General features: G+C 72.5%; 24 protein-coding genes and 1 pseudogene. 14 read left to right on the forward strand and 11 right to left on the reverse strand.

All coding sequences use genetic code 11. The annotated features are described in order from the left end of the window. Positions 1-5 precede the first annotated feature (5 nt). The 10 genes from H7827_RS00680 to H7827_RS00725 all read left to right on the forward strand — a co-directional run bounded on the left by H7827_RS00680 (position 6) and on the right by H7827_RS00725 (position 10,588). Complete coding sequence (locus H7827_RS00680; RefSeq protein ID WP_364243013.1) at positions 6-272, forward strand: acyl carrier protein; 267 nt, start codon at positions 6-8, stop codon at positions 270-272. Continuing rightward, the gene (locus tag H7827_RS00685) at positions 269-1,432 is read left to right on the forward strand and encodes an acyl-CoA dehydrogenase family protein (protein WP_432741726.1); all 1,164 of its coding nucleotides are present in this window, start codon (positions 269-271) and stop codon (positions 1,430-1,432) included. The genes H7827_RS00680 and H7827_RS00685 overlap by 4 nt, the downstream gene beginning before the upstream one ends. Further along, entirely contained in the window at positions 1,429-2,469 is a 1,041-nt protein-coding gene (locus H7827_RS00690) for an HAD-IIIC family phosphatase (protein WP_432741729.1), read from the forward strand. Before H7827_RS00685 ends, H7827_RS00690 begins: the two co-directional genes overlap by 4 nt. Positions 2,470-2,502: 33 nt before the next feature. Then, positions 2,503-3,510 carry a R2-like ligand-binding oxidase gene (locus H7827_RS00695; protein ID WP_432741731.1) on the forward strand — a complete coding sequence of 336 codons (1,008 nt, stop codon included), beginning with the start codon at positions 2,503-2,505 and terminating at the stop codon, positions 3,508-3,510. A gap of 1 nt (position 3,511) precedes the next feature. Beyond that, positions 3,512-4,276, forward strand: coding sequence for a thioesterase II family protein (locus tag H7827_RS00700; protein ID WP_432741733.1), 765 nt, complete (start codon positions 3,512-3,514; stop codon positions 4,274-4,276). Continuing rightward, positions 4,273-5,049, forward strand: coding sequence for a 4'-phosphopantetheinyl transferase family protein (locus H7827_RS00705; protein WP_432741735.1), 777 nt, complete (start codon positions 4,273-4,275; stop codon positions 5,047-5,049). The genes H7827_RS00700 and H7827_RS00705 overlap by 4 nt, the downstream gene beginning before the upstream one ends. Next, positions 5,042-6,649, forward strand: coding sequence for a GMC family oxidoreductase (locus H7827_RS00710; protein ID WP_432741737.1), 1,608 nt, complete (start codon positions 5,042-5,044; stop codon positions 6,647-6,649). Before H7827_RS00705 ends, H7827_RS00710 begins: the two co-directional genes overlap by 8 nt. Continuing rightward, on the forward strand, positions 6,646-7,974 hold the full coding sequence (locus tag H7827_RS00715) for an SGNH/GDSL hydrolase family protein (protein ID WP_432741739.1): 1,329 nt from the start codon (positions 6,646-6,648) through the stop codon (positions 7,972-7,974). The genes H7827_RS00710 and H7827_RS00715 overlap by 4 nt, the downstream gene beginning before the upstream one ends. After that, positions 7,971-9,272: an SGNH/GDSL hydrolase family protein gene (locus tag H7827_RS00720; protein WP_432741741.1), complete on the forward strand. Its 1,302-nt coding sequence runs from the start codon at positions 7,971-7,973 to the stop codon at positions 9,270-9,272. Before H7827_RS00715 ends, H7827_RS00720 begins: the two co-directional genes overlap by 4 nt. Before the next feature lie 74 nt (positions 9,273-9,346). Then, entirely contained in the window at positions 9,347-10,588 is a 1,242-nt protein-coding gene (locus H7827_RS00725; RefSeq protein ID WP_432741743.1) for an acyltransferase family protein, read from the forward strand. On the opposite strand, the gene H7827_RS00730 is transcribed toward H7827_RS00725, so the two are convergent. The 6 genes and pseudogenes from H7827_RS00730 to H7827_RS00755 all read right to left on the reverse strand — a co-directional run bounded on the left by H7827_RS00730 (position 10,521) and on the right by H7827_RS00755 (position 17,872). Then, entirely contained in the window at positions 10,521-11,819 is a 1,299-nt protein-coding gene (locus H7827_RS00730) for a glycosyltransferase 87 family protein (protein WP_432741745.1), read from the reverse strand. The two genes, H7827_RS00725 and H7827_RS00730, sit on opposite strands and share 68 nt — an antisense overlap. Before the next feature lie 117 nt (positions 11,820-11,936). Next, a pseudogene (locus H7827_RS00735) lies at positions 11,937-12,788 on the reverse strand (IS5 family transposase). A 61-nt stretch (positions 12,789-12,849) separates the two neighbouring features. After that, positions 12,850-13,509, reverse strand: a complete 660-nt coding sequence (locus H7827_RS00740; protein ID WP_432741747.1) for a transposase — start codon at positions 13,507-13,509, stop codon at positions 12,850-12,852. After that, entirely contained in the window at positions 13,409-13,963 is a 555-nt protein-coding gene (locus tag H7827_RS00745) for a transposase domain-containing protein (protein WP_432741749.1), read from the reverse strand. The genes H7827_RS00740 and H7827_RS00745 overlap by 101 nt, the downstream gene beginning before the upstream one ends. Positions 13,964-14,091: 128 nt before the next feature. Continuing rightward, a complete protein-coding gene (locus H7827_RS00750) occupies positions 14,092-14,604 on the reverse strand; it encodes a hypothetical protein (protein ID WP_432053335.1) in 513 nt (170 codons plus the stop codon). Between the two features lie 106 nt (positions 14,605-14,710). Further along, the gene (locus H7827_RS00755; protein WP_432741751.1) at positions 14,711-17,872 is read right to left on the reverse strand and encodes an NACHT domain-containing protein; all 3,162 of its coding nucleotides are present in this window, start codon (positions 17,870-17,872) and stop codon (positions 14,711-14,713) included. A gap of 502 nt (positions 17,873-18,374) precedes the next feature. Between H7827_RS00755 and H7827_RS00760 the strand changes: the two genes are divergently transcribed. The 4 genes from H7827_RS00760 (at position 18,375) to H7827_RS00775 (ending at position 19,748) form a co-directional block, all read left to right on the forward strand. After that, positions 18,375-18,527, forward strand: a complete 153-nt coding sequence (locus H7827_RS00760) for a hypothetical protein (protein WP_432741753.1) — start codon at positions 18,375-18,377, stop codon at positions 18,525-18,527. A 206-nt stretch (positions 18,528-18,733) separates the two neighbouring features. Continuing rightward, on the forward strand, positions 18,734-19,216 hold the full coding sequence (locus H7827_RS00765; RefSeq protein WP_432741755.1) for an ECF-type sigma factor: 483 nt from the start codon (positions 18,734-18,736) through the stop codon (positions 19,214-19,216). 14 nt (positions 19,217-19,230) lie between these two features. Then, positions 19,231-19,458, forward strand: a complete 228-nt coding sequence (locus H7827_RS00770; RefSeq protein WP_432741757.1) for a hypothetical protein — start codon at positions 19,231-19,233, stop codon at positions 19,456-19,458. A 110-nt stretch (positions 19,459-19,568) separates the two neighbouring features. Next, positions 19,569-19,748: a hypothetical protein gene (locus tag H7827_RS00775; protein WP_432741759.1), complete on the forward strand. Its 180-nt coding sequence runs from the start codon at positions 19,569-19,571 to the stop codon at positions 19,746-19,748. 9 nt (positions 19,749-19,757) lie between these two features. Here H7827_RS00775 and H7827_RS00780 read toward each other — a convergent pair whose 3' ends face one another. The 5 genes from H7827_RS00780 to H7827_RS00800 all read right to left on the reverse strand — a co-directional run bounded on the left by H7827_RS00780 (position 19,758) and on the right by H7827_RS00800 (position 25,058). Further along, positions 19,758-20,882: an NAD(P)-dependent alcohol dehydrogenase gene (locus tag H7827_RS00780; RefSeq protein WP_432741761.1), complete on the reverse strand. Its 1,125-nt coding sequence runs from the start codon at positions 20,880-20,882 to the stop codon at positions 19,758-19,760. Positions 20,883-21,027: 145 nt separating this feature from the next. Continuing rightward, complete coding sequence (locus H7827_RS00785) at positions 21,028-21,654, reverse strand: bifunctional 4-hydroxy-2-oxoglutarate aldolase/2-dehydro-3-deoxy-phosphogluconate aldolase (RefSeq protein WP_432741763.1); 627 nt, start codon at positions 21,652-21,654, stop codon at positions 21,028-21,030. After that, positions 21,641-22,630, reverse strand: a complete 990-nt coding sequence (locus H7827_RS00790; RefSeq protein ID WP_432741765.1) for a sugar kinase — start codon at positions 22,628-22,630, stop codon at positions 21,641-21,643. Before H7827_RS00790 ends, H7827_RS00785 begins: the two co-directional genes overlap by 14 nt. Further along, a complete protein-coding gene (locus H7827_RS00795) occupies positions 22,627-23,664 on the reverse strand; it encodes an L-idonate 5-dehydrogenase (RefSeq protein ID WP_432741767.1) in 1,038 nt (345 codons plus the stop codon). Before H7827_RS00795 ends, H7827_RS00790 begins: the two co-directional genes overlap by 4 nt. After that, entirely contained in the window at positions 23,661-25,058 is a 1,398-nt protein-coding gene (locus H7827_RS00800; RefSeq protein ID WP_432741769.1) for an MFS transporter, read from the reverse strand. The genes H7827_RS00795 and H7827_RS00800 overlap by 4 nt, the downstream gene beginning before the upstream one ends. Positions 25,059-25,082: the final 24 nt, after the last annotated feature.

A 25,082-nucleotide genomic window follows, 5' to 3' on the forward strand; every position in this document is an offset into this window, starting at 1 on the left:
GAGGAATGTCGGATCAGACCGCCCGTACCATCCGGGAGTTCGTGCTCACCCGCTTCCCCGGCGTCGAACTCGACGACGACGTGGACATCTTCACCCTGGGGTTCGTCAACTCGCTGTTCGCCATGGAGCTGGTGATGTTCCTGGAGAAGGAGTTCGCGCTGCGGATCCCCAACGAGGACATGTCCCTGGACAACTTCCGCACCGTGGCGGCCATGACCGCCCTCGTCGGGCGGCTGCGGTCCCCGGACACCGCCTCGGTGGGTGAGGCGTGAGCACGGCCTCCCGCACCGCCGCACCGCCCGGCGGCGGCACCGTGCGCGAGAACGCCCGTGCCTTCGTCGACACCGAACTCGTTCCGTACGCGGACGCGTTCGACCGCGCCGAGGCCCTACCCGAACGGCTGCTGCGCTCGGTGGCCGAGCACGGCTGGTGGGGCGCGGTACGCACCGGATCGATGGTGGAGTTCGCGGCGCTGCACGAGGAGATCGGGCGCGGCTGCTCCTCGCTGCGCAGCCTGCTGACCGTGCACAGCATGGCCCTGTACGCGGTGGACCGCTGGGGCGGCACGGCGCTGCGCGAGCGCCGGCTGCCCGAGCTGACGTCCGGATCGGCGCTGGGCGCCTTCTGTCTGACGGAGGCCGCGGCGGGCAGCGACTTCACCGCCGTGCAGGCGTCCGCGCGGCCCGCGCCGGGCGGCGGCTGGCTGCTGGACGGGCACAAGAAGTGGGTGACGGGCGGCGAACGCGCCGACGTACTGCTGGTGTTCGCCCGCACCGAACGGGGGGTGAGCGCCTTCCTGGTGCCGGCCGACGCGCCCGGGGTGGAACGCACCCCGGTGCGTGGCCTGCTGGGCACCCGGGCCGCGATGACCGCCGAGATCCGCTTCACCGGTGCCCGGGTGCCCGCCGAGTCGCTGCTGGGCGCGGAGGGCATGGGCACCGCGATCGCCACCGGGGTGCTGGACATCGGCCGGCACAGTGTGGCGGCCGGCAGCACCGGCATCATCGCGGCGGCCCTGGAGGGCAGCGTGCGGCACGCCGCGTCCCGCCGCCAGGGCGGGGCGCTGCTGGGTGAACACCAGCTGATCCAGCGGCTGCTCACCCGCATGGCGGTGGATCTGCGGGCCGCGCGGGCGCTGTGCCGGGACGCGGGCGCGCTCAAGGACGCCGGGGACCCGGCGACGCTGACGGAGACCTGCGCGGCGAAGTACTTCGCGTCGACCGCGGCGATGCGGGCCGCGGCCGACGCGGTGCAGATCCACGGCGCGGTGGGCTGTGCCGAAGGGCATCCGGCGAACCGCTGGTTCCGGGACGCCAAGATCATGGAGATCATCGAGGGCAGCTCCCAGATCCAGGAAATTCTCATCGCGCAGCATGCGCTGACCACCGCCGGCGCCGGACGCCCGCGGACACCCGGAGGGGGAGCGTCGTGACGAAGGACGCCCGTGGCCGCGTCAAGTGCGTGGTGTGGGACCTGGACCACACGGTGTGGGACGGGGTGCTGCTGGAGGACGGCGACGTGGCGCTGCGCCCCGGCGTGCTGGAGACACTGCGCGCGCTCGACGAGCGGGGCATCCTGCTGTCGGTCGCCAGCCGCAACGACCACGACGCGGCGATGCGGCGGCTGGAGGAGCTGGGCGTCGCCGAGTACTTCCTGGCCCCGCAGATCACCTGGGGCCCGAAGTCGGTGTCGGTGGAGGCGGTGGCCAAGACCCTGAACATCGGCATCGACGCGCTGGCGTTCATCGACGACCAGCCCTTCGAGCTGGAGGAGGTGGCCTTCGCCCATCCCTCGGTGCTGTGCGTGAACGCCGACGAGGTGGGCGGGCTGACCGGCCGTCCCGAGTTCACCCCCCGTTTCCGCACCCAGGACGCGGCCCGGCGCCGGGAGATGTACCGCAGTGGCGAGGCGCGGGTGCGGGCGGAGGAGAGCTTCGAGGGCGCGGGCGAGGAGTTCCTGGCCACGCTCGGCATGGTGTTCACCATCGACCGCGCGCAGGTGAGCGATCTGCAGCGGGCGGAGGAGCTGACGGTGCGCACCAATCAGCTCAACTCCACGGGCGCCACGTACTCCTACGAGGAGCTGGAGCGGCTGTCGGCCTCCCCCGGCCATCTGCTGCTGATGGCGGGCCTGGACGACCGGTTCGGGGCCTACGGGCGGATCGGTCTCGCCCTGGTGGAGACGGCCGGCACCCAGTGGCGGCTGAAGCTGCTGCTGATGTCGTGCCGGGTGATGAACCGGGGCGTGGGCACCGTCCTGCTGCACCACGTGATGCGGCTGGCCCGGCGGCACGGCGCCCGGCTGACGGCGGAGTTCGTGCCCACCGACCGCAACCGGGTGATGTATGTGACCTACCGCTTCGCCGGCTTCGAGGAGACCGGCCGCAACGGCGACACCCTGGTGCTCACGGCGGCGGACACCGATGTGCCCGAGCCGCCCGCCTACCTCGATCTGCGCGTCGGCGGCTGAACCGCGTCCCCCATCCGGCTGGAAGGAGCCACCATGACCGCGTACGACGTACGGCAGCCCCGGCGCAAGGACTTCTCGGCGCTGGCCTCCGGCGGTCTCGACTTCGAGAGTCTGCCGCTGCGGCTGTTCCGCAAGGGCCACGCGAAGGCGTGGAACCCGGCCGACCTGGACTTCTCGCGCGACGCCGAGGACTGGGCACGGCTCGATGACGTCTCGCGGGAGGCCTTCACCGGTCTGTGCGCGATGTTCCTGGCGGGTGAGGAAGCCGTCACCCACGATCTCCAGCCGTTCATGGCCGCCATGTCGAGCGAGGGCCGGCTGGCGGACGAGATGTATCTGACGCAGTTCTGCTACGAGGAGGCCAAGCACACCGAGGTGTTCCGGATGTGGCTGGACGCCGTCGGGCTGCACGAGGACCTGAACGGGCTGGTCGCGGACAACCCCGGCTACCGGCGGATCTTCTTCGACGCGCTGCCGGAGTCGTTGGACCGGCTGCGGCACGCCCCGACGCCGCAGAACCAGGTGCGGGCCTCGGTCACCTACAACCACGTGGTCGAGGGTGTGCTGGCGCTGACCGGCTACTTCGCCTGGACCCGGATCTGCACGGAGCTGAACATCTTCCCCGGCATGCGGCAGATGATCGCGCGGATCCGGGACGACGAGCGGCGGCACATGGCGTGGGGCACGTACACCTGCCGCCGGCTGGTGGCCGCCGATCCGGACAACTGGCAGACCGTCACGCACCGGATGCGGGAACTGCTGCCGCACGCCATCCGGCAGATCCAGCACGCCACCCGCGACTACCCGGCCGACCTGTTCGGTCTGGTGATGCGCGATCTGCTGGAGTACGCCACCGAGTGCGCGGGGCGGCGGCTGCACGCCATCGAGTCCGCCCTGTCGGAGACCTCGGGCGGGCTGCGGTTGGACACCGTCTCGGAGAACCTGGAGGAGGAGATCGCCGACGAGGAGCGCCGGGCGCTGGCCACGCCGGGCGAGGGCGCGTTCGGCGTGACGGCCGGCCAGAACGCGGTGGCGGGCTGACGTGGACGCCATCACCCCGGTGGGCCGGGCCGCCGACTGGCTGCCGGCCGGCCCGCCGCCCCAGGGGGCGCTGCCGCTGGTGTGCTTTCCGCACGCCGGTGCCGGCGCCTCGGTCTTCCACGCCTGGGAGGGCCGGCTGCCGCCGGGCACGGTGCTGTGCCCGGTGCAGCCGCCGGGCCGCGAGAGCCGGTTCCGTGAGCCGCCGCTGCGCGACGCGCGGGCGGTGGTGAGCGCGGCGGCCGATGCGCTGATCCCGGTGCTGCGGGGGCCGTTCGCGGTGTTCGGGCACAGCATGGGCGCGCTGCTGGCGTACGCCTTCACCCGGGAGCTGCGGCGGCGCGGCGCGCCGCTGCCGGTGGCGCTGTTCGTCTCCGGCCGGGTAGCGCCCGAGGTACGGGCCCCGGGGCCGCCGGTGCACGAGCTGCCGGCGCCGGACTTCCTGCGCTTTCTGCACTCGCTGGGCGGCATCCCCGAACACATCCTGACCAGGCCGGCGTTCACCGAGATGATGGTGCCGCTGCTGCGTGCCGACATCGCGGTGAACCTGACGTACGCGTACCGGGAGGAGCCGGCTCTGCCGGTGCCGCTGACGGCGTTCGCCGGTGCGCTGGACAGCAAGGTGCCGGTGCGCTGGGTGCGGCCGTGGGCCGGGCACACCAGCGCCTCGTTCGCGCTGCGGGTGGTGCCCGGCGGGCACTTCTTCCCGTACGAGGACCCGGCCTCGGTGCTGGGGCCGATCGGGGCGGCGCTGGAGGAGGTCCGGTGAGCGCCGTGGCGGCGGCCACCCGCGCTCCGTACCGCAGGGGCCTGGCGGCGGGCACGGTGGACGTGTGGCACATCCGGCTGCCGGGCGACGGTGCCGGTGCGGTGCGCGGGCTGCCGCCGCTGCTGGACGCCCGCGAACGCGCCAGGGCCGCCGCGATGGTCTCCGAGCGCGACCGGACGGCGTTCACCGTGTCCCGCACCGCGCTGCGGGACATCCTGGGCCGCTATCTGGACCGCGACCCGGCCGCGCTGCGCTTCGGCGCGGGACGGTACGGCAAGCCGTATCTGGAGGACGCCCGGCTGGCGTTCAACCTCTCGCACACGACGGGCGCCGCGCTGCTGGCACTCGCGGCGCCGGGGCCGGTCGGGGTGGACATCGAGCGGATCACCGCGGCGGACCGCACCGCGATGGCGGAGCGGTGGTTCGCGCCGGCGGAGGCCGCGGCGGTACGGGCGGGGGCCGGGCGCGCGGGCGGTCCCTCCCCGTTCTGGGCCTACTGGACCTGCAAGGAGAGCTATGTGAAGGCCCTGGGCCTGGGGCTGAGCCACCCGCTGGACCGGTTCGAGGTCCGGTTCGCCGGGGCCACCGCCGACGCCGAGGTCTTCCGCGGCGGGCGGCGGCACGACGGGTGGCGGGTGCGGCGCCTGGACCTGCCGGCCGGCTACGCGGGCGCGGTGACCGTACGCGGGCCGCTGACGCGGCTGCGCACCTGGTCGTGGACGCCCGGCGCGGCGACCGCGACCCGAGCGGAAGGTATCTCGCACCATGGATGATTCGTTCGACTACATCGTCGTCGGGGCGGGCGCCGCGGGGGCGCCGCTGGCGGAGCGGCTGAGCGCCGATCCGGACCGCGGCGTCCTGCTGCTGGAGGCGGGCCCGGTCGACGGCGACCAGGCGATCCGGGTTCCGGCGGCCTATCTGTCGCTGTTCGGCGGCCCGTACGACTGGGCCCGGCGCACGGTGCCGCAGCGCGGGCTGGGCGGTCGGGAGATCTACTGGCCGGCCGGGCGGACCCTGGGCGGCTCGTCCTCGGTCAACGCCATGATGTGGGTGCGGGGGTTCGCGCAGGACTACGACACCTGGGAGCGGCTGGCCGGCCCCGGGTGGGGGCGCCGGGCCGTCACCCGGTGCTTCGAGTCGCTGGAGGATCGCGAGGATCCGCTGGCGGCGGGCCGCAGGACCGCGGGCGGGCCGATGCCGGTGCGGATGCAGCGCGACCCGAACCCGCTGACGGCGGCCTTCCTGGCGGCCTGTCAGGAGGCGGGGCTCAGCGAGGCGTCGGTGGACGGGTACGCGACCGCCGAGCGGGGCGGCCGTACCGCGGTCACCCAGCGCGAGGGTGCCCGGTTCAGCACGGCGGACGCGTTCCTGCGCCCGGCCGCCGGGCGGCCCAATCTGACGGTGCGCACCGGGGCCGCCGCCCGCCGGGTGGTGTTCGCGGGGCGGCGCGCGGTGGGCGTGGAGTATCTGCACGACGGCGCGCTGGTGACCTCGGCGGCACGCGCCGAGGTGGTGCTGTGCGGCGGCGCGGTCAACACCCCGCAACTGCTGAAGCTGTCGGGGGTGGGCCCGGCCGGGGAACTGCGCCGGTTCGGGATCGGGGTGGTGGCCAACCGCCCCGAGGTGGGCCGGAATCTGGCGGACCATCTGGTCACCATGCGGGTGGTGGCGAGCCGCGAGCCGATCACGCTGTTCGACGCCGCCTCGGCACGGGAGATGGTGCGCTACGGCCGGTACCGGCGCGGGAAGCTGACCTCCAACCTCGGCGAGGCGTACACCTTCGCGCGCAGCGATCCGTCGCTGGCGCTGCCCGATCTGGAGCTGCTGTTCGCACCGGGCCCCTATCTGGACGAGGGCCTGACGCTGGGCGACCGGCACGCGTTCTCGGTGGGGGCGGTGCTGCTGCAGCCGCACAGCCGGGGTGAGGTACGGCTGAACTCGCCCGACCCGGCGGACGCGCCGGTGATCGACCCGCGCTATCTGAGCGATCCGCGCGGCGCGGACCGGGCGGCGCTGGTGGCGGGCGCGCGGTGGAGCGAGCGGGTGCTGTCCGCCCCGGCGCTGGCCAGGTACGCGGCGCACAGCCTGCAGCCGGCGGCCGGGGTGACGGATCCGCAGGCCGTCGTGGAGTCGTGCTCGCACTCCCTGTACCACCCGGTGGCGACCTGCCGGATGGGCCTGGACGAGGCCTCGGTGGTCGACCCGGAGCTGCGGGTGCGCGGGGTGGAGGGGCTGCGGATCGCGGACGCCTCGGTCATCCCGCACATCATCCGTGGCCACACCTGCGCGCCGTCCATCGTGGTCGGGCTGCGCGCCGCCCAGCTGATCGGCGGCCGCCCGGCGCGGCGGCCGGAAATGGAGACAGCGACATGAGATTACGCACGGCGCGGGCCGCGATGGTGGTGTCCGCGCTGCTGGCCGCCCTGTTGGCACCGGTGACCGGCCCCGGCGCGCACGCGGCGGGGACGGGTGGGCCGGGCGGCGGGTGGACGGGCAGTTGGGCCACGGCCCCCACCGTCCCGTTCGCCGGGAACGTCTCGGCCGAGGGGTTCGAGGACCAGACGATCCGTCAGCCGCTGCGCGCGACCCGGGGCGGGGAGTGGGTACGGCTGCGGCTGTCGAACGTGTACGGCACCACCCCGCTGACCGTCGACGCGCTGTCCCTGGCCCAGCCGCGCGGGCTGGGCGGCATCCGGCCCGGGTCCAGTACCGGCGTCACCTTCGGCGGGCAGCGGTCGGCGACGATCCCCGCGGGCGAGGAGCGGCTCAGCGACCCGGTGCGGTTCCGGGTGCGCGCGGACACCGATGTCGTCGCGAGTCTGTATGTCGGTGAAGCGACCGGGCCGGCCACCTGGCACCGGCTCGCCAACCGCACGGTGTACGTGTCGCGGCCGGGATCGGGTGACCGCACGGCCGACGTGACGGCGGACGCTTTTCCCACCACCCACACCTCGTTCTTCTTCGTCACCGGTCTGGAGGTCGCCACGGACGGCGACACCGGCTCCGTGGTGGCGATCGGCGCCTCGCACACGGACGGGGTCGGTTCCACCCCCGACGCGGCCCGCTCCTACCCCAGCGTGCTGGCCCGCCGGCTGGGCGGTGAGGTGGGCGTGCTCAACGCGGGGATCGGCGCCAACCAGGTCATCAACGACACCGAGTACGGCAGCGTCGGCGCCCTGGGCCGCTTCGAGCGGGACGTGCTGGGGCAGCCCGGGGTGCGCGACGTGATCCTCATCCAGGGCATCAACGACATCCTCGGCGCGCACTACTTCCCCGACGAGGCACCCACCGCCGACGAGGTCATCGCCGCCTACCAGGAGCTGACCGAGCGCGCCCACGCGAACGGGCTGCGGATCATCGGCGGGACGCTGGGCCCCTTCCGGGGCGTCCCGGAGTTCACCGAGGAACGCGAGGCCATGCGCCAGACGCTCAACCGGTGGATCCGGGAGGACAGCGGCTTCGACGGGGTCATCGACCTGGACCGGCTGTGGCGCGACCCCGCCGACGCGTCCGCGCTGAACCCCCGCTACGACTGGGGCGACGGGCTGCACCCGAACGACGCCGGCTACCGGGCGCTGGCCGAGGCCATCGACCTGAGCTGCCTGTCGGTGGGCCCGCGGGGCACCGCCGCCCCATCAGAACCGACCGGGGAGCGCCGGGACTGCACTCCCCCGCCCACGACCGGAGGCATCCGATGAGCATCCGCAGCACCGCGCCCCTGGCCCTGGCCCTGCTCGCCCTGCTGGCGCCACTGGGCACCGCGGCGACCGCGGCCGACCAGCAGGGCGAGCCGCCCCGCGCACCGCACGCCGGCGCGCAGGCGTGGACCGGCAGCTGGTCAGCGGCGCCCACCGTCCCCTTCGGCGCCGGCATCTCGGCCGAGGGCTTCGAGGACCGCACGATCCGTCAGCCGCTGCGGGTGAGCAAGGGCGGGGAGCGGATACGGGTGCGGCTGTCCAACGTGTACGGGAGCACGCCGCTGACGATCGACGCGCTGTCGGTGGCCCTGCCACGCGGCAACGGCGGTATCCGGCCCGGCTCCAGCACCACCGTCACCTTCGGCGGCTCGGGATCCGTCACCCTCGCGCCGGGCACCGAGGTCACCAGCGACCCGGTGGACTTCGCCGTACGGCCCGACATGGACGTCATCGCGAGTCTGTATGTCGATGAACCGACCGGACCGACCACCTGGCACCGGCTGGCCAACCGCACCGTGTACCTGTCGGAGCCCGGCGACCACACCGAGGCCGTGACGGCGGCGCCCTTCCCCGCCACCACCACCTCGTTCTTCTTCGTCAGCGGCCTGGAGGTCGCCACGGACGGCGATCCCGGGTCCGTCGTCGCCTTCGGCGACTCCCTCACCGACGGCGTCGGCTCCTCGCTGGACGCCGCGCGTTCCTACCCGAGCGTGCTGGCCCGCCGGCTGGGCGGCGAGGTGGGCGTGCTGAACACCGGGATCGGCGCCAACCAGGTCATCAACGACACCGAGTACGGCAGCGTCGGCGCCCTGGGCCGCTTCGAACAGGACGTGCTCACCCAGCCGGGGGTGCGCGACATCATCTGGCTCGAAGGTCTCAACGACATCCTGGGCGCCGCGTACTTCCCCGACGAAGCGCCCACCGCCGCCGAGATCATCGACGCCTACGGCGACGTGATCGACCGCGCCCACGCCCACGACCTGCGCATCATCGGCGCCACCCTGCCCCCGTTCCGGGACGCGGCGGAGTGGACCGCGGCGGGTGAGGCCACCCGGCAGACCCTCAACGCCTGGATCAGGGACGAGAGCGGCTTCGACGGCATCCTCGACGCGGACGCGGTGTGGCAGGACCCCGCCGACCCGGTCCGGCTGAACCCGGCCTACGCCTCCGGTGACGGTCTGCACCCGAACGACGCCGGGTACCGGGCGCTGGCCGAGGCCCTCGACCTGAGCTGCCTGTCGGTCGGACCGCAGGTGGGGGCACACCTGAGCGAACGGGAGGACTGCACCCTCAGCTGACTGCGGAGTAGCACAGCAGGGCCCGGTAGCCAGCATCATTACGGTGAGCCACCGGAATTCCTAGCCTGGGATACATGGACACCACCAGGCCGCTCACCCGGCCCACGCCCACCAAGACGACGACAAGTCCGCCGCCCGGGGAACACACCCCCCGGCGGCGGACGGCGTATCTGGACAACCTCCGGATCGCGCTCATCATGCTGGTGGTCGCCCACCACGCGGCGCAGGCGTACGGACCGGCCGACTGGTGGTACGTCGAGGACCAGCGCGGCAGCGGCGCGCTCGCGGCGTTCTCCACCCTCAACGGCACGTTCTTCATGAGCCTGTTCTTCTTCGTCTCCGCCTGCTTCGTCCCGGCCTCGGTGGACCGCCGGGGCGTCGCGGCGTTCGTACGCGGGCGGCTGCGCCGGCTGGGCGTCCCGTTCCTGGCCGGAACCATCACGATCATCCCGGTACTGCTGTACGTGTACTACCTGGTGTACCGCGACCAGCCCGCGCTGTCCTTCCCGCAGTACTACGCGGACGTCTTCCTGGGCCTGGGCGAACGGCCGGCCGACTGGACCGGCCCCATCTGGCCCGACCTCCAGTTCGGGCACCTGTGGTTCATCCAGAACCTGCTGGTCTACTGCCTGCTGTACGTGCTGGCCCGCAAGCTCGGCGACGGGGTCCGGCGGCTGCGCCGGGCGGACGGGCACCGCGTGCTGCCCGTGCCGGGGCACCGCGCCCTGGTGTACTTCACGCTCGCCGTCGCCGCCGCCACCTTCGCGCTGCGGGTGGCGTACCCGCTGGACGAGTGGGTGCCGCTCGCCGAGTTCATCCAGACCGAACCGGCCCGGCTCGCGCAGTACGCGGCGTTCTTCGCCGCCGGGATCCTCGCCCACCGGCACGGCTGGCTGACCGCGATCCCGGCCCGTACCGGCTACGTGTGGCTGGCGGGCGGCGTGGCGGGCTCGCTGCTGCTGTTCGCGGCCGGCGGCACCGGGGCCTTCTGGTACGGGACGGGCGGGCTGACGGTGCAGGCGGCGCTGTGGGCGGTGTACGAGACGTTCCTGTGCACGGCGCTGTGCCTGGGCCTGCTGACCCTGTTCCGGGAGCGGCTGAACCACGAGGGACCGGTGCTGGGTTCGCTGGCCGGGTCCGCCTTCACCGTGTACATCGTCCACCTGCCGATCGTGGTGGCGTTCCAGTTCGCGCTCTCCCCGCTGGATCCGGCGCCGTTGACCGCGTGGGTGCTGGTGACGGCGGCGGCTATCGCGCTGAGTTTCCCGCTCGCGGGACGGCTGCGGCGGCTGCCCGGTTTCCGGGCGGTGCTGTGAGAGCGGCGCGGGTGAGGGTGCCGGTGACGGCGAGCAGCACGAGACCGGCCAGCGGATAGCCGGCGGCGAGGAACTGCTGCCCGAGGGAGAGATCCAGCTCGGGGCGGGACGCGTCGTGCGGCAGCAGCCAGCTGACGTAGGAACAGAACAGCAGCGCGGCGGCCCAGGTGGCCGCCCACCACGCCCGCGACCGCCGCCGGGCGGCCTCGGCACCCAGCAGGACCACGGCAGGAACCGCCCACACCCAGTGGTGCGACCAGGACACGGGACTGACCAGCAGCGCCGTGGTGGCGCAGCCGATCACGGCCCAGGCCCGTTCCCCCGCCAGCAGGGCGGCGACGGCGACGGCCAGCCCGGCGCAGCACACGCCGGCCGCCACCGGCAGCCACCAGGGCGGGAGGTCGCCGGTGTGCAGGAAACGGGCCAGCGTCCCGCGCAACGACTGATTGGCCGCCGCTTCGGCCGCCCCGACCCGGTCCTCGGCCAGGACCAGTTCCGTCCAGTACCGCCGGGAGGCGTCGGGCAGTACGAGCGCGCCGAGCAGGACCGTCCCGGCGAAAGCCGCCCAGGCCCGGGTGGCGATCAGCAGGAACCCGTTCTCCCGCCGCCGGACGAGCACGATGACCCCGGCCACGGTGAGCAGCACCGCGAAGATCGCGGGCGTGAGTTTGATCCCGGCGGCGATCCCGACGGCGAACCCGGCCAGCCGGTGCGGAACGGGCCGGGTCAGATCCCACAGGACGAGAACGACGAGCAGCAGGTTGATCTGCCCGTACCGGATGGTCGCCCACACCGGCTCGCACCACACGGCGACGGCGGCGACGGCGAGCGGCGCGGCCCACCGCCAGTGCCCCGGCGGCCGGAGCCCTGCCAGCCGGAGGGAGAGCCGGGCGAGGACGAGAACGAGGCCGAGGTTCAGCAGGAGCACGGCGGCCCGCATGGCCTCGACGCTCAGCAGGGTCAGCGGCACGAAGAACAGGGCGGCGAACGGCGGATAGGTGGCCTGGAGGGCGTGCGCGCTGACGGCGAGATCGTAGAGATCGCTGCCGTCGCGCACGGCCCAGCCCTCGGCACGGTAGACGTCGAGATCCCCTATCGGCAGCCCGAGGGCCACTTGGGCGAGCGCGGACCCGGCGAAGGACACGGCACACGCGACCGCGACGAGCAGCGGCGCGAACCGGCCCGGACGGGAGACCCTCCGCTGCGAAACGCCGTTCACTACCGAAGCCACGCGCGCCACCCTAGGGCGGCACCCCCGGCCCCGTGGCGCGTCGCCGCAGGTCACCACCGGCGGCCACTCTTTTGCCGGACAGGGACGGGGGGACGGCGCGAGCACTAGGGTCCGTCTTCAAACGGATCTTGCCCACAGCAGGAATGACGCGAGAGAGACCGCCGCTTCGTAGGAGGTGGCGGTTTTGTCATACCGGGTAGCGATGCCGCGGCAGCTCTTGAGCCGGTTGAAGCAGCGTTCGATGGTGTTGCGCCGGCGGTAGATGTCCCGGTCGAACCGTGGCGGGCGACCGCCGTCACGGCCCCGGTTGCGGCGGTGGCGTTGCTGGTCCCGCTTTTCCGGAATGGTGTGGCTGATGCCGCGCTTGCGGAGGTAGGCGCGGAAGCCGCGGGAGGCGTAGGCCTTGTCCGCGACCAGGTGGTCCGGGCGGCAGCGCGGTCGGCCCGGCCGATGCGGGGCTCTCGGATCCGCTCGAGAAGCGGGCGTGCGCAGACGCCGTCGTGACGCTGGCCAGCCGTGAGCATGAGGGTCAGCGGCCGTCGCAGGCGAGGTGGATCTTGGTTGTCAGCCCGCCTCGGGATCGGCCGAGGGCGTGAGCATCCGGTTTGTCCTGCCGGAGGGCCCCCTTTTTCGGCCAGTGGCCGCGGCGTGCTGGTGGGCGCGGACGATGGTGGAGTCGATCTGGACCAGCCAGTCGATGTCTCCGGCCGCATCCGCCCGGGCCTGCATCTGCTGCAGGGCCCGGGTGAAGATGCCGTCGAGGGCGTAGCGGCGGAAGCGGGTGTAGACCGTCTTCCACGGCCCGTAGCGTTCGGGCAGGTCACGCCAGGAGATCCCGGTCCGGATCTTGTAGACCATGCCATTGATCACCCGGCGGTCCTCCACCCGCGGTCGCCCCGTTTGGGCCCGCGGTATGAGTGGAGCGAGTAACTCCCACTCATGGTCAGTGAGTTCATGACGGCATACCACACCACCATGATCCACCACCTAGCGATCTCTGAAGACGGACCCTAGCCCCGATGCCGTTCGGTTAGCCGTTGGGTGTGTTTGGCAATGAGTTGATCGCGATCTGGATGGTGGTCTGGTGGGTTCGGTGGTCGATGTCGCGGCCGATGGCGCGGTACTTGGAGCTGATCGCTCGTTTCTTCACGCGGGGTCGGGTCCGGTTACGGCGGGTGGGTAGGAGGTCGCCGAGTATGGCGGTGCCGATCCGGCCGATGAGGTCGACCTGGGTGTGGGGGATGATGCCGGCGGCACAGACGATCTGGTCACGTGCCGCGTTCAGTGCGACGGTGAACGCGGCACGGTCGGGGTCGATGTCGGGCCGGTGCAGGACAGCGTCACTCATCGCGGTGCGTAGCACCTGGTAGGCGACCAGGAGTGCCCCGGTCTCCTGGGTGACGGCTGCTGGATGGCGTCCACGGAGGGCTCTGCCCCCGAGGATGGTCGATTTCAGCTCGCAGTAGCTGGTCTCGATCTCCCAACGCTCGTGGTAGAGCCTGACCAACTCGGTCGCGGATGCCTCGTCGGGGTCGAGCAGGTTGGTGACCAGCCGGTAGGTGTGGTGGGTGGTGCGCTGATCGGTGCTGTCAGCGGGCGTGACGGTGATGGCGGCCTCGATGACGCGGACGGTGACCTTGCCTATGCGGGAGAGGAACGTGCCGTCGGGCAGACGGCGCAGGATCGGCAACTTGAGCGCTGTGCTGTGGGTCTTGGCGCGGCTGAGGAAGTCCGCGCCCGTGGGTGCCGTCGATCGCGACCACCAGCCTGCCCGCGAACCGTGTCACCTGTGTCGCGGTCACTGCGGCGGGGCCTTTGACCAGGTCGAACAGAGCCTGCAACGGCTTGGGCCCCACCCGTCGCATCGCTTCCGTGATCGACGAACCCGCCGGTGGGGACGGTGGCACAGGGAGCGAGGCAGTCAGCCGGGACCAGATCCGCGACCAACCCAGACCAGTGAACAGCGCGCCTGCGAGCAGAAGGTAGACAACCACCCGTGACGGCAGCCGCCGCACCCGACGCTGTAGACCACCCGCGGACGCGACTGCCTCGTCGACGAGTTCGAACGGAACGACCTGGGTCAACTCGCCCAAGTGCCCCACGGCGAACACGTCGGGAGCATGCGTAATGACAGAATCGGACACTGCAGCCCTTGCGGAGGAACACGAGTCTTGGCGGACCCGAGAACCACTACAAGGGCTGCACCCACATAACTAACCGAAACGCCGAGAGTTGCACCACCGGTCAAACCCCTAACCGAACGGCATTGACCCTAGCCCCGGATCCCCAGGTCTTCCCTCATCAGTGTCCGCATCGCTACCAGCCGGGGCTCCGCCTGCCTTACCTCGACGAGTAGGCGCTCTGCACTCTCGCCGTCACGCGCGAGGCCGCGGTCAATGCGTTTGGCCGCCGCGTCGACCTCAGCGAGCACCTTGTTGAGCTCTCGCGAGGCCTCCATGATCCGCAAGGGGACGATCATTTGGGCTGCCGCGTAGCGGTCGCGGTACTCCCTGCGGGAATCCTCAAGACGGGTGCGGTCCTCCTCGGCATAGACGCCGTCACGGATGCGGTGCAGGGCGTCCTTGAGGAGCGTGTGGAATTGCTCGGAGGCACGGTTCATGGCCGTGTATGCCTCTCGCCGCTCCTCGAAGGATCTTCTCCGGTCGGCGATTTCGGCCTCGGCGGCGCGCTCGCGGGCGTTGAAGCGTTGCGGGAGTACCGAGCCGAGAAGCGCTCCGCCGAGGCCCGCCGCCGCAGTGATCGCGGTCGCTATCGCGTCTGACATGCCCGGACCCTATCGCCATCCGCACTGACGCGGCTCCGTCGAACCGTTCGCGGCAGGGATGAGGGTGGCGGGGTGTGCTACCCGGTATCCACTTTGAAGACGGACCCTAGTAGCGGGACTCCAGGGGCTGCGTCACCGTGACGTGGGGCAGGTTCTCAGGGTGTGTCAGGCGCGTGCGGCCCCGGCACTCCACCGAGGTCAGGCCCTCCACGGTGATCAGCACGCGGGCATCGACCTTCAGCTCGAATTTCGCATTCAGGGTCAGGTCACGCAGACCCGGGAGAACGTGGCCGAGGTTCCGCAAATCCGCCTCCTCCTCGATCTGGAACACGTGCGCGTGCGTGGCCTGCGGAACGCTGACCCCGTGGCGACTCATGGCGCGCAGAACACGTGCGGGGAGCACCAGGTTCGTCAGTGCGGGCAGTGCGGCGATGGCCGCCAGGCTTTCCGGGGAGGGGACCAGGTCCGCGCCGTCTTCCGTAAAGAGAATCCGCAGGGTTTCCAGCCGTGGCCAGGTGCCGATCCCGGTGAGGTCGGTGACCGTGCTGGGCACCCCCAGGTCGGTGAGTGGCGCCCGGTCCGGCAGGAGATCGAGGCCGTGGCAGGTGGTCCCGTCTCCCAGGTACAGGTAGTGAAGATCCGGCAGGGCGTTCAGAGCACGGAGGTCACGGAGCGCGGGCGTCTTGCGCAGCAGCAGACTGCGCAGGGGAAGTGTGGACAGGGGGGCAACATCCGCGATCGCGGGTGCGTCGATGAGTGAGAGCCGTTCCAGGGATCCGAAGCGACCGAGGAAGTCCAGGCGGGTGAGCTGACGGCCTTTGATGGACAGTTCCTTCAGGACCCTCGTCCCCAACGCCGCGAGGATCTCCTCCGCACTGAAATCCCCGAACAGCGACACGTAGGGATGGTCGGGCAGGCTGTCCAGCGCGGACAGCTCCTCAGAGTTACCCACCTGAAAGTGTGGCTGGTCATCCAGACGAAGCCGGGAGAGAACTTCCTTCGCGAAGCGTGCGGGATCGAGCTCGGTCGCGCAGCGCAGCAGCGTTTCTCTCACCCTGAGCGACGGATGCGCCGCGAACTCGGCGAGTCTGGGCAGCGCCGCCTCAGCTCCCTGCGCACTGATCACGCCGATCGTGTTCACCACCGCCAGGGACTCGTCATCGGTCAGTCCGTCGGGTCCCGGGAGGAGTTCGAGCACCACCTCCCCCACATCGGAGAGCACCGCCGCCTCGTAGATCGTTCTCGGCGGAATCAGCGCGGCGGCCCGTTCCTCCACCTCCCGCCGTACTTCCGGGTCGAGCTGGGTGGCGTGTTCCAGGCAGGCCATGGCCAGCAGGTGCAGCCGGACCCGGTGCTTCTTGACGGTGTCGCCGCGTTTGATCAGCTGCTTCAGCAGGCGTTTGCGTTCCTCGGGGCGGCCGTGGGCCACCGCCATGCGGATGACGTCCTCCCACTGGTCCAGGTGGGCGTTCCGTACCAGCAGCGGGAAGTCGCGGTTCTCGACGGCGGCGCGGGCGGCGAGGTAGTCCTGGAAGGTGCGGTGGATGAAGTCCACGACGTCCTCGGCGGGTTCGCGCAGCAGGCCGGAGCGGTCGAGCAGGTGCCGGTAGACGTCCTCGGCGGTGAGCCCCGCCGTGTCCCGGTGCATGGTGGGCAGCATCTGGTCGATCAGGTCGATGGCGTCGGCGCGATCCATCTGGTGCTGGCCGTTGCGGATCAGCCAGTAGGCCAGCCGTTCCAGGAACAGCGTCTGTGAGCGGGCGTCCAGGTGCGGGCCGTGGTCGATGCTGCGCTGCCGGTCCCGGCGTTCGAGCAGCATCCGCAGCGCCGCTTCGTACAACTCCTCCCGCCCACGGGGCAGATATCCGTGGCTCGCACGGTGCAGCGCGCAGAGCATGCCGCACATAAGGGGGTTGGTGGCCAGCCGACCGAGGTCCTGGCGGCTGCGGACGGCGGCCAGCAGGGCTTCGGCCCGTTCCTGGCCGGCGCCGGCCGCGTGGTGCCAGCGCTGGATGAAGGCGGCCACGTCCTCGCGGTTCATGGCGGACAGCGACAGTTCCCGGAAGCCGTCGGCCGCCAGCCAGTCCTCGCTCACGGCCGAGGGGCGGCCCGTCACCAGGCAGACGTTGCCGGGGAATTCCCGGAGCAGTTCCCGCAGCCAGCGGCGGGTGGCGTCGCGGCGCGGTTCGGGGACCTCGTCGATGCCGTCGATGAGCAGCAGGCCGCGCCCGGCGGACAGGACGCGTTCCGCCCAGCCGGTGGGCGGGGTGTGCGGGCAGCCGACCACGCTCAGGTACGTGCTGGGGGTGGGGAGTTCGTTTCCGGAGCGGGTCAGGGTGCGCAAAGGAAGGACGAATGGGACGCGTCCGTAGAGGTGGGTCAGGTGGTCGCTCAGCCGGTGTTCGGCGGTGGTGACGGCGAGCCACTGCACCAGCGTGGTCTTCCCGGCTCCGGCGACGCCGCGCAGCAGGACCCTGTCCAGTCCGGCGAGGGCCCGTTCGGCGCGGCGTGGCGGGGAGGATCGGCGCAGGGCGTCGCCCTCGGGCCCCTCGATCGCCGCGTGGGACCCGGCCTCGATGGTCTCCAGGCTCAGGTAGGCGTCGTCCAGCGGCCATTCGTCGTCCACGTCGATGCCGAAGATGGTGAGCCGGCCATGACGGGTGACGAGGTGCCGCCGGTAGCGCTCCTCGAACTCCGCGTCCTCGGTGTGCCGGGCGGGCAGGCGTTCCAGCAGCAGGTCCACCGCCCGCACCAGCCCTTCGGTCCTGCGGCTCTGCTCGACCAGGGTGCGGGCGACGAAAGTGGAGCGCCGGGTGAAGAAGTCCACGATGTGCAGGCAGGCCAGGTGCAGCAGCCGGTCGTGGAACACCGCCCCGTCCCGCGACAGTTCGCCCGAGCGGTAGGGGCGCAGGGCCAGGGCCAGCCCTTCGGGGCCGAGGCCGACGGCCTGGACGTCGTCCATGTCCAGGGCGCCGAGTCCGGTGAGGGCGTCGGTGAGTGCCGTCGCGACGGCCTCGTGTTCGTCCGGGGCGGGCGTGTCGTGCGGACCGGCGGCGCGGACCGCCCGGTCGACCAGCTCCCGGACGAGCTTTTCCAGTTCACGCCGGCCCAGATCCCGTTTCTCGCCGCCGAACGCGACCAGCGAGGAGAGCCGTACCGGCGCCTCCACCAGTCCGGCACCCGCCGGTTCGGCGCGGAACAGTTTCTTGATCAGCGGTGCGAGAGCCGCCGATCCCAGCCGTAGTCCCACCGTCGTCGCGGCGTCCATGGAGCCCTCCCCCGACCCACCCGGTCATGCCTCTACTCGTGGCACGCGTACCCCGGTTGACCATCACGGCGAGCAAGCCGCGCACCGGGGGAGGTCCATTATCGGATGGGGGAGGCGGGACGCCAGCCCGGCGGGGTTGTGCGTGGACGGCGAAGGTTCTCCACCGGAACGCCCCGCAGCCTGCCCGTTTTTGACCGCCACTGGCATATTACTGCGAATTTCGCCGCCCCTCCGGCGCGATGATGGTGATTACGTCTGGTAGTGCTGGCGTCTCGTACGGTTGAACAGGTAGCGTCCAGGCACGCGAAGGGGCCCGGTAGGCGACCAACCAGCCCGGGCTCCCCTTCGACTTGTGACCCACGCATCAAGGAGGACAATGTCTCCCGACCGTGTACCGCCGACCCTCGTGTTCCCGTTAACGGGCTCGTTGGACCGGCGTGGTGACCGTAGCATTCCGCAGGTCCCCACCCCCGAAACCACCCGTCGTCGTGAAACCACCGTCATGGTGCCCGCCGCCGTGGCGATCGCCGTCATCGCCCTGCCCCTGGTCCTGATCTGGAACGGGCCGGGACTGCTGGACGCGGTCGCCGCGTTCACCGCCCTGGCCGCCGCCCGTGGCTCCCATCTGTGCTGGCACCGCCTGCACATCGGCTGATCCGGCCCAGCACGGCACAGCCGGGCGGGCCCGCGCGGCCACGCGCCACCGCCACCGCGGCCGTCCGCCGCGTGACCCGCCCGGTCCCGGCGCCGGACCGGCCCCCCGCCGCCGGCGCCACCACGAAGACGGAACGGCGGGCCGTACCCCGGCCCGCCCTGCCCCACCGAGGCATCATGACCCCTTGCAAGAACCCGAAGTGCCGCATGGATGTGACCCCGAACCACTCCGGACGTCCCAAGGAGTACTGCGGCAAGCGCTGCCGGGACGCGGCGTACCGCATGCGCAGCGCCGTCGACACATCCGGTGCTGCGGCGGAGGACGGTTACGCCGCCGCCGTCGCGGCCGACTTCACCGGACACGCCCGTCTCACGGAGACCGCGGCGCTCATCCCGGGCCCGGACGCGGCCAGGGAGTTGCTCAGACTGCTGCGTTCCTCCGGGTTACCCCGGGAGGATCTGGTGGCCGCCGCCGTCCGCCGGGCCCGTCTCGACGGACTGACCACGGCGGAGATCGCCGACGCCCTGGGCATGAGCGCCAAGACGCTACGCAAGCGCTGGTCACGGGAGGCCGTCGAACGGCGCATCCGTCAGCGGGACGAGAGGCCGCCCTTCACCACCACGCTCAGCCAGGCGCTGCGCGGAGCGGACGTCCCAGCGACGACACCGCACGCCGACGTTCGCCGATAGCCGGGAGCACCACCATGACCGCACCCACTCCCCCGCCCTCCCCAGGACCGCAGAGGGAACTCCCCTCCGACGCCATCAACCGCGCCATCAGGACCTTCGTCTCCAGCCGTGGCGAGCAGTGGTCGGCGGAGGACCGGCTCCATCTCGCCCGCCTGTACGACGCCTGGGCCGCCCACTCCCTCGTCCCCGCCCCGCCCCCCGCTCCGGCGCCGGACCGGACCCGCCGGCCTTCCCAGCCCTGACAGCCGGACGGGCTCGCACTGACTTTCAGGCGCTGGTGGGCGGAGATGTCCAGCAGCACCAGCGCGTCGTACTCGGGCGTGCCCGGTTCGGCGAAGTAGGTGTTGACGCGGTGCCCGGCGGTTCCGTCCAGCAGTATCGACTGGACGAGATGGCGCTGACGTACAACCGGCACTACGGAGAACTGCGGCTGCACGACGAGCAGCGTATCGGCGTCACGGTGGCGCGGCAGGTCCAGGCGCGCCCGGACAGCGGGGAGGTCCGGCTGACCGGCCATGAGTCCGCCGGTTGAGCGTCGGTGTCAGCCGGGGGCGGCCGGGAATCGCAGGACCGGTTTGATGACCTCGCCCCGGGCCGCGGCATCGGCCGCCTCGTTGATCCGCTCGGGCGGATAGGTGCGGATCAGCCGGTCGAAGGGGAGGCGTCCGGCGCGGTGCAGGGCGACCAGGGCGGGGATGAAGGTGACCAGGTCGCTGTCTCCCTCGTACACGCCGCGCACGGTACGGCCGCTCAGCAGAGTGTTGACGTCGAACGCCACCTCGGTGCCGGCCGGCGGCAGGCCGAGCACCGCCGCCGTGCCGCCGACGGCCAGCGCGTCGACGGCCTGGCGCAGGACGGAGGGCACCCCGCTGCTCTCCACGGCGTGGCTGACGCCGCGGCCGCCGGTCAGTTCGGCCAGGCGCTCGGCGACATCGCCCTGCCCGGCGTCGATGGTGTCGGTGGCGCCGAGTTCGCGGGCGAGGGCGAGCCGGGCGGGGCGGAGGTCGACGGCGATGACCCGCACCGCCGCGGTGAGGGCTGCCGCCATCACCGCGGACAGGCCGACCGCTCCGGTGCCGAAGACGGCGAGTGTGTCGCCCGGTTGGGGACGCAACACGTTCAGGACGGCGCCCGCGCCGCTCTGCACGCCGCAGCCGACGGGGGCGAGCCGGGCGAGTTCGTCCTCGTCCGCGACCTCGACCGGGATGGCGCAGCGTTCGTCGGCGATGGCCAGGGCGGCGAAGGAGGACTGTCCGAAGAACCGTCCGGAGAGCCGCTCGCCGCCGGCGTCGGTGAGCGGGCTGCTGCCGTCGGCGCGGGAACCAGAGGCGTTGCGGTGGAGAAAGGTGTCGCAGTGTCCGGGGCGCCCGTGTGCGCAGGCGCGGCACGCGCCGCAGGAGCTGAAGGACAGCAGCACGGTGTCGCCGGGGGCGACCCGGGTCACGCGGTCCCCGACCGCCCGGACAACGCCGGCGCCCTCGTGGCCGAGCACGGCGGGCAGCGGCAGCGGGATGTGGCCGTCCCGTACGGCGAGATCGGTGTGGCAGATGCCCGCGCCGGCGATCCGGACCAGCACCTCGTCGGCGCGCAGTGCGTCCAGCCGGATCTCCTCCCACGCGAAGGCGCCGGTACCTGGCCTGACCACGGCGGCGGTGGTGGCGGACATGGTGTCTCCCTCGGCTGGGTCCCACCGTCATGCTGGGCCGGAACGGGCCGCGAAATCCAGGGACAGGCCGGGAGTTCCGCCGACCGGGTGCCCCACGCGCCCCGATGTTGACGGCCGGGCGAGGAGGCGGGACATCCGGCTCCCGTCACCCCAGTGCCGCGGTGAACTCCCTGGCGCGCTCGGTGATCTGCCGCCAGTCGGCAGCGGCGACGGCAGCCGGGGGGACCACGTCGGATCCGGCGCAGACGGCGAGGGCTCCGGCGGCGAGGAATGCGGCGGCGTTGGTGGCGTTGACGCCGCCGGAGGCCACCAGGGGGGTGCCGGGGTAGGGGCCGCCGAGGTCCTTGAAGTGGCGTGGGCCCAGGGCGTGGGCGGGGAAGATCTTCACCGCGGCGGCCTCCAGGTCCAGGGCCTGGGCGACCTCGGTGGGGGTGAGCGCTCCCATGACCACGGGGACGCCGGCCGGCGCGGCGGCCTCCGCGACGGCGGGACGTACGCCGGGGGTGACCAGGTAGCGGGCGCCCGCCTCGATGGCCTGCTCGGCCTGGGCGGCGGTGAGCACCGTGCCGGCGCCCAGCCCCGCGCCGGCCTCGGGGGCCGCGCGCCGCAGGTGGCCGGCCAGGTCCGGGGTGGTGTACGTGAACTCGACCCAGTGGATGCCGCCTTCGCGCAGCGCCGCGCACAGGGCGGCGGCGTCGGGGATCTCGGGGGCGCGGATGACGGCGATGACGCGGTCGGCGGCGAGGGGGGCGAGCGGGTCAGTGCTGGTCATCTGGGGCGCTCCAGGCGGCGTCGTCGAGGGTGAGCCAGGGGTCGAGTGCGGTGCGCGGCGGCAGGGTGGGCAGGTCGGCGGCGGTGCGCAGGGCGGCGGCCGCGGCGAGGTGGCCCAGGCGCAGCCGGGCGGCCGGGTCGCGTTCCTCCAGCAGCCCGGCGAGGTAGCCGGCGGCGAAGGCGTCGCCCGCGCCGACCGGTTCGATCACCCGCAGCCGGCGGGCGGGGACGAAGGTGGTGCCCTCACGGGTGCTGTAGGCGGTGGCGCCGTGTTCGGCGTCCTTGACCACGACGAGGGGGGCGGGGGCCAGCAGGTCCCGGATGTCCTCGGGGCGGGCGGTGCCCCACAGCTCCTGGGCCTCGTCCCGGCCGGTGAACACCACGTCGGCGGCGCGGGCGAGGGCGAGCAGGGTGGGTGCCGCCTGCCGGGGGCCCTCGCGCCACAGCGCCGGGCGGTGGTTGATGTCGAAGGAGATCAGCGGTCCTGGCGCGGCGCGCCGTATCACCAGGGCGTCCAGCAGGGCGGCACAGCTGTCGGACAGGGCGGCGGTGATGCCGGTGAGGTGCAGGATCCGGGCCGCGCGCAGGTCGGGGTGGGAGGCGAGGCCCGGGCCCATCCGGCTCGCGGCGGAGTGGCGCCGGTAGTAGTGGGTGCGGGTGCCGCCGGGTCCGGGGTCCTTGGCGTACAGGCCGGTGGGCCGCTCGGGGTCCACCGTCGCGCCGCTGACGTCGACGCCGCGGGCGGCGAGTTCGGTCAGGATCCGGGTGCCGAACGGGTCCTGGCCGACCCGTCCGGCCCAGGCGGCGCGGTGGCCGAGCCCGGCCAGCGCGCAGGCGACGTTGGATTCGGCGCCGCCGACACCCAGGGCCAGGTGCGCCGCGGTGGCCAGCGGCCGGCCGTCGGCGGGGGCGAGGACCGCCATGGTCTCGCCCAGGCACATGACGTCGGCACCGGCGCCGGCCGGTGGGCGGGTCATGGGGCGTCCGCCAGCCGCAGCATGACCTTGCCGCTTCCGGTGGCCGGGTCGGCGGCCACCGCCAGGGCAGTCGGCGCCTCCTCGATGCCGAAGCGGTGGCTGATGACCGGACCGACATCGAGGCCGTCGCGCAGGGCGGCCAGCGCCTCGTCCAGTTCGCCGGCGAAGCGGTAGGAGCCGATCCAGCTGATCTCCCGGGTGACCAGCTCGCCCAGGGCGGCGGGCGCCGGGGTGCCGGGCAGGTTGCCGACCTGGACGAGGGTGCCGCCGCGTGCGGTGGCGCGCAGGACCGGCCCGAGCGCCGCCGGTGCCCCGGACGCCTCGAAGACGATCTCGGTGTCCTGCGGCAGGCCGGCATCACGGGACAGGTCGCGGGTGTCGGTGGCGCCCATGGCGCGGGCGACGGCGAGTGAATCGGCGCAGAGGTCGGCCGCGATGACGGCGGCGGCGCCGCGGTGCAGCGCGGCGGCGACCACCAGGGAGCCGATGGGGCCCGCGCCGTTGACCAGGACGGTGCGACCGCGCGGGTCCGGGGCGCGGCGCACGGCGTGCAGGGCGACGGCGAGCGGTTCGGCCAGGGCGCCGTGTTCGGTGTCCACTCCGTCCGGCAGCGGCCGTATCTGGTCGGCGGGGACCGTGCGGTACTGGCTGAAGCCGCCGTCGGTGTGCGGGTCGAACGCGGCGGAGCCGAAGTACCGTACCCGCGAGTGGAGGTTGGTGCGCCCGGCGAGCCGCGGCGGCAGCTCCGAGTCCGCGGTGGGCCGTGCGGGGTGGACGGTGACCGGCTGTCCTGGCGCGAGTCCGCTGACGTCGGGGCCCAGGGCGGCGATCCGGCCGGCGATCTCGTGGCCCAGGACCATGGGCCGGTTCAGGGTGGCGGTGCCGGACGCGCCGTGTTTCCAGTAGGCGAGGTCGGAGCCGCAGATGCCGCCCCATTCGAGGGCCAGCAGGACCTCGCCCGGGCCCGGCGGTGCGGGGGCGGGGAGTTCGTCGACGCGGACGTCTCCGGCGCCGTGGACGACGACCGCTTTCATGCCGCGTCCTCCAGTCGGACCAGGTCGCGTCCCCGAGTCTCGGGGGCCAGGACGGCGGAGGTGAGGGTGATGGCGGAGTAGACGACCAGCATGGCGGCGATCGGCCACCAGCTGCCGGTGGCGGCGGTGAGCGAGGCGGCGAGCACCGGGCCGATGGCGGTGGCGAGGACGCCGCCGATCTCCTTGGCGACGGCGAGCTGGGTGAAGCGGGTGCGGGAGCCGAAGAGTTCGGCCATGGTGACGGACTCCAGGGAGAACAGGCCGAGCACGCCGATGTTGAGTGCCAGGACCATGCCGACCATCAGGGCGGTGGTGGAGCCCTGGGCGATCATCAGCATCAGCGGGAAGGCGAGGAGCATGGTCGCGGTGGTGAGCGCGATGTACATCGGGCGGCGGCCGAAGCGGTCGCCGAGGATGCCGACGAGCGGCACGGTGAGGAAGCCGAGCAGGGAGCCGTACAGGATGGCGTCGGTGGGGATGGCGCGGTCCACGGCCAGGGTGGTGGCGATGTAGCCGACCAGGAAGGTCTGGACGAGGCCGGAGTTGCCCGCCTGGCCGAAGCGCAGGCCCAGGGCGAGGAAGAACGCCCTGCCCTTGCGCTGGCGCAGTCCGGCTTCCAGGGTGCCGGCGTGCCGGTCCTCCTCCCCGGTGGCGGCGGCGGTCGCCTCCAGCTCGCCCCGGGTGAGGGCGACGCCGTCGACCACGTCGGGGCGCTCCTCGAAGACGGGGCTCTCCTTGAGGTTGCGGCGCAGCCACAGGGCGAAGATCAGCAGCACGAAGCTGAGCAGGAAGGGCAGTCGCCAGCCCCAGGCGAGGAGTTGTTCCTCGGTGAGCACGGCCAGCAGGATGGCCCACAGTCCGGAGGCGGCCAGGGTGCCGGAGTTGGTGCCGAGGGAGACGAGGGAGGCGACCAGGCCGCGGCGCGGTGGCGGCGCGTACTCGGCGAGCATGACGGTGGCTCCGGCGATCTCCGCGCCGGCGCCGAATCCCTGGATGAGGCGCAGGGCGACCAGCAGGGCCGGGGCCATGATGCCGATGGTGGCGTAGGTGGGCAGGGCGCCGATGAGGGTGGTGGACACGCCCATCATCACGATGGTGATGATGAGGACTTTCTTGCGGCCCAGGCGGTCGCCCATGCGGCCGAAGTAGACGGCGCCGGCGAGGCGGGCGACGTAGCCGACGCCGTAGGTGGCCATGGCGGCGATGAGGCCGATGGCGGGGCTGACGTCGGGGAAGAAGATCTTGTTGAAGACGATGGCGGCGGCCAGGGAGTAGAGCTGGAAGTCCATGAACTCCATGGCGGTGCCCAGCCATCCGGAGACGGCGGCCCGGGTGAGGTCCCGGGTGGTTCTGTGCACGGCGCCGGTGGGCTCCGTGGTGGCGCTGTTCGTCATCGTGAACTCCGTTGTTCCTGCGGT

The sequence above is a fragment of the Streptomyces sp. JH002 genome, assembly GCF_050916115.1.
In the GTDB taxonomy this organism is placed as follows: Bacteria; Actinomycetota; Actinomycetes; order Streptomycetales; family Streptomycetaceae; genus Streptomyces; species Streptomyces xiamenensis.

Excerpts from the sequence above, each read along its gene's own strand:
- H7827_RS00790 (WP_432741765.1), bottom strand. The coding sequence starts at position 22,630 with ATGACCCGCCCACCGGCCGGCGCCGGTGCCGACGTCATGTGCCTGGGC.
- H7827_RS00760 (WP_432741753.1), top strand. The coding sequence starts at position 18,375 with ATGGTGCCCGCCGCCGTGGCGATCGCCGTCATCGCCCTGCCCCTGGTC.
- H7827_RS00750 (WP_432053335.1), bottom strand. The coding sequence starts at position 14,604 with ATGTCAGACGCGATAGCGACCGCGATCACTGCGGCGGCGGGCCTCGGC.
- H7827_RS00770 (WP_432741757.1), top strand. The coding sequence starts at position 19,231 with ATGACCGCACCCACTCCCCCGCCCTCCCCAGGACCGCAGAGGGAACTC.
- H7827_RS00720 (WP_432741741.1), top strand. The coding sequence starts at position 7,971 with ATGAGCATCCGCAGCACCGCGCCCCTGGCCCTGGCCCTGCTCGCCCTG.
- H7827_RS00785 (WP_432741763.1), bottom strand. The coding sequence starts at position 21,654 with ATGACCAGCACTGACCCGCTCGCCCCCCTCGCCGCCGACCGCGTCATC.
- H7827_RS00710 (WP_432741737.1), top strand. The coding sequence starts at position 5,042 with ATGGATGATTCGTTCGACTACATCGTCGTCGGGGCGGGCGCCGCGGGG.
- H7827_RS00800 (WP_432741769.1), bottom strand. The coding sequence starts at position 25,058 with ATGACGAACAGCGCCACCACGGAGCCCACCGGCGCCGTGCACAGAACC.
- H7827_RS00695 (WP_432741731.1), top strand. The coding sequence starts at position 2,503 with ATGACCGCGTACGACGTACGGCAGCCCCGGCGCAAGGACTTCTCGGCG.
- H7827_RS00725 (WP_432741743.1), top strand. The coding sequence starts at position 9,347 with ATGGACACCACCAGGCCGCTCACCCGGCCCACGCCCACCAAGACGACG.
- H7827_RS00765 (WP_432741755.1), top strand. The coding sequence starts at position 18,734 with ATGGATGTGACCCCGAACCACTCCGGACGTCCCAAGGAGTACTGCGGC.
- H7827_RS00780 (WP_432741761.1), bottom strand. The coding sequence starts at position 20,882 with ATGTCCGCCACCACCGCCGCCGTGGTCAGGCCAGGTACCGGCGCCTTC.
- H7827_RS00680 (WP_364243013.1), top strand. The coding sequence starts at position 6 with ATGTCGGATCAGACCGCCCGTACCATCCGGGAGTTCGTGCTCACCCGC.
- H7827_RS00755 (WP_432741751.1), bottom strand. The coding sequence starts at position 17,872 with ATGGACGCCGCGACGACGGTGGGACTACGGCTGGGATCGGCGGCTCTC.
- H7827_RS00795 (WP_432741767.1), bottom strand. The coding sequence starts at position 23,664 with ATGAAAGCGGTCGTCGTCCACGGCGCCGGAGACGTCCGCGTCGACGAA.
- H7827_RS00715 (WP_432741739.1), top strand. The coding sequence starts at position 6,646 with ATGAGATTACGCACGGCGCGGGCCGCGATGGTGGTGTCCGCGCTGCTG.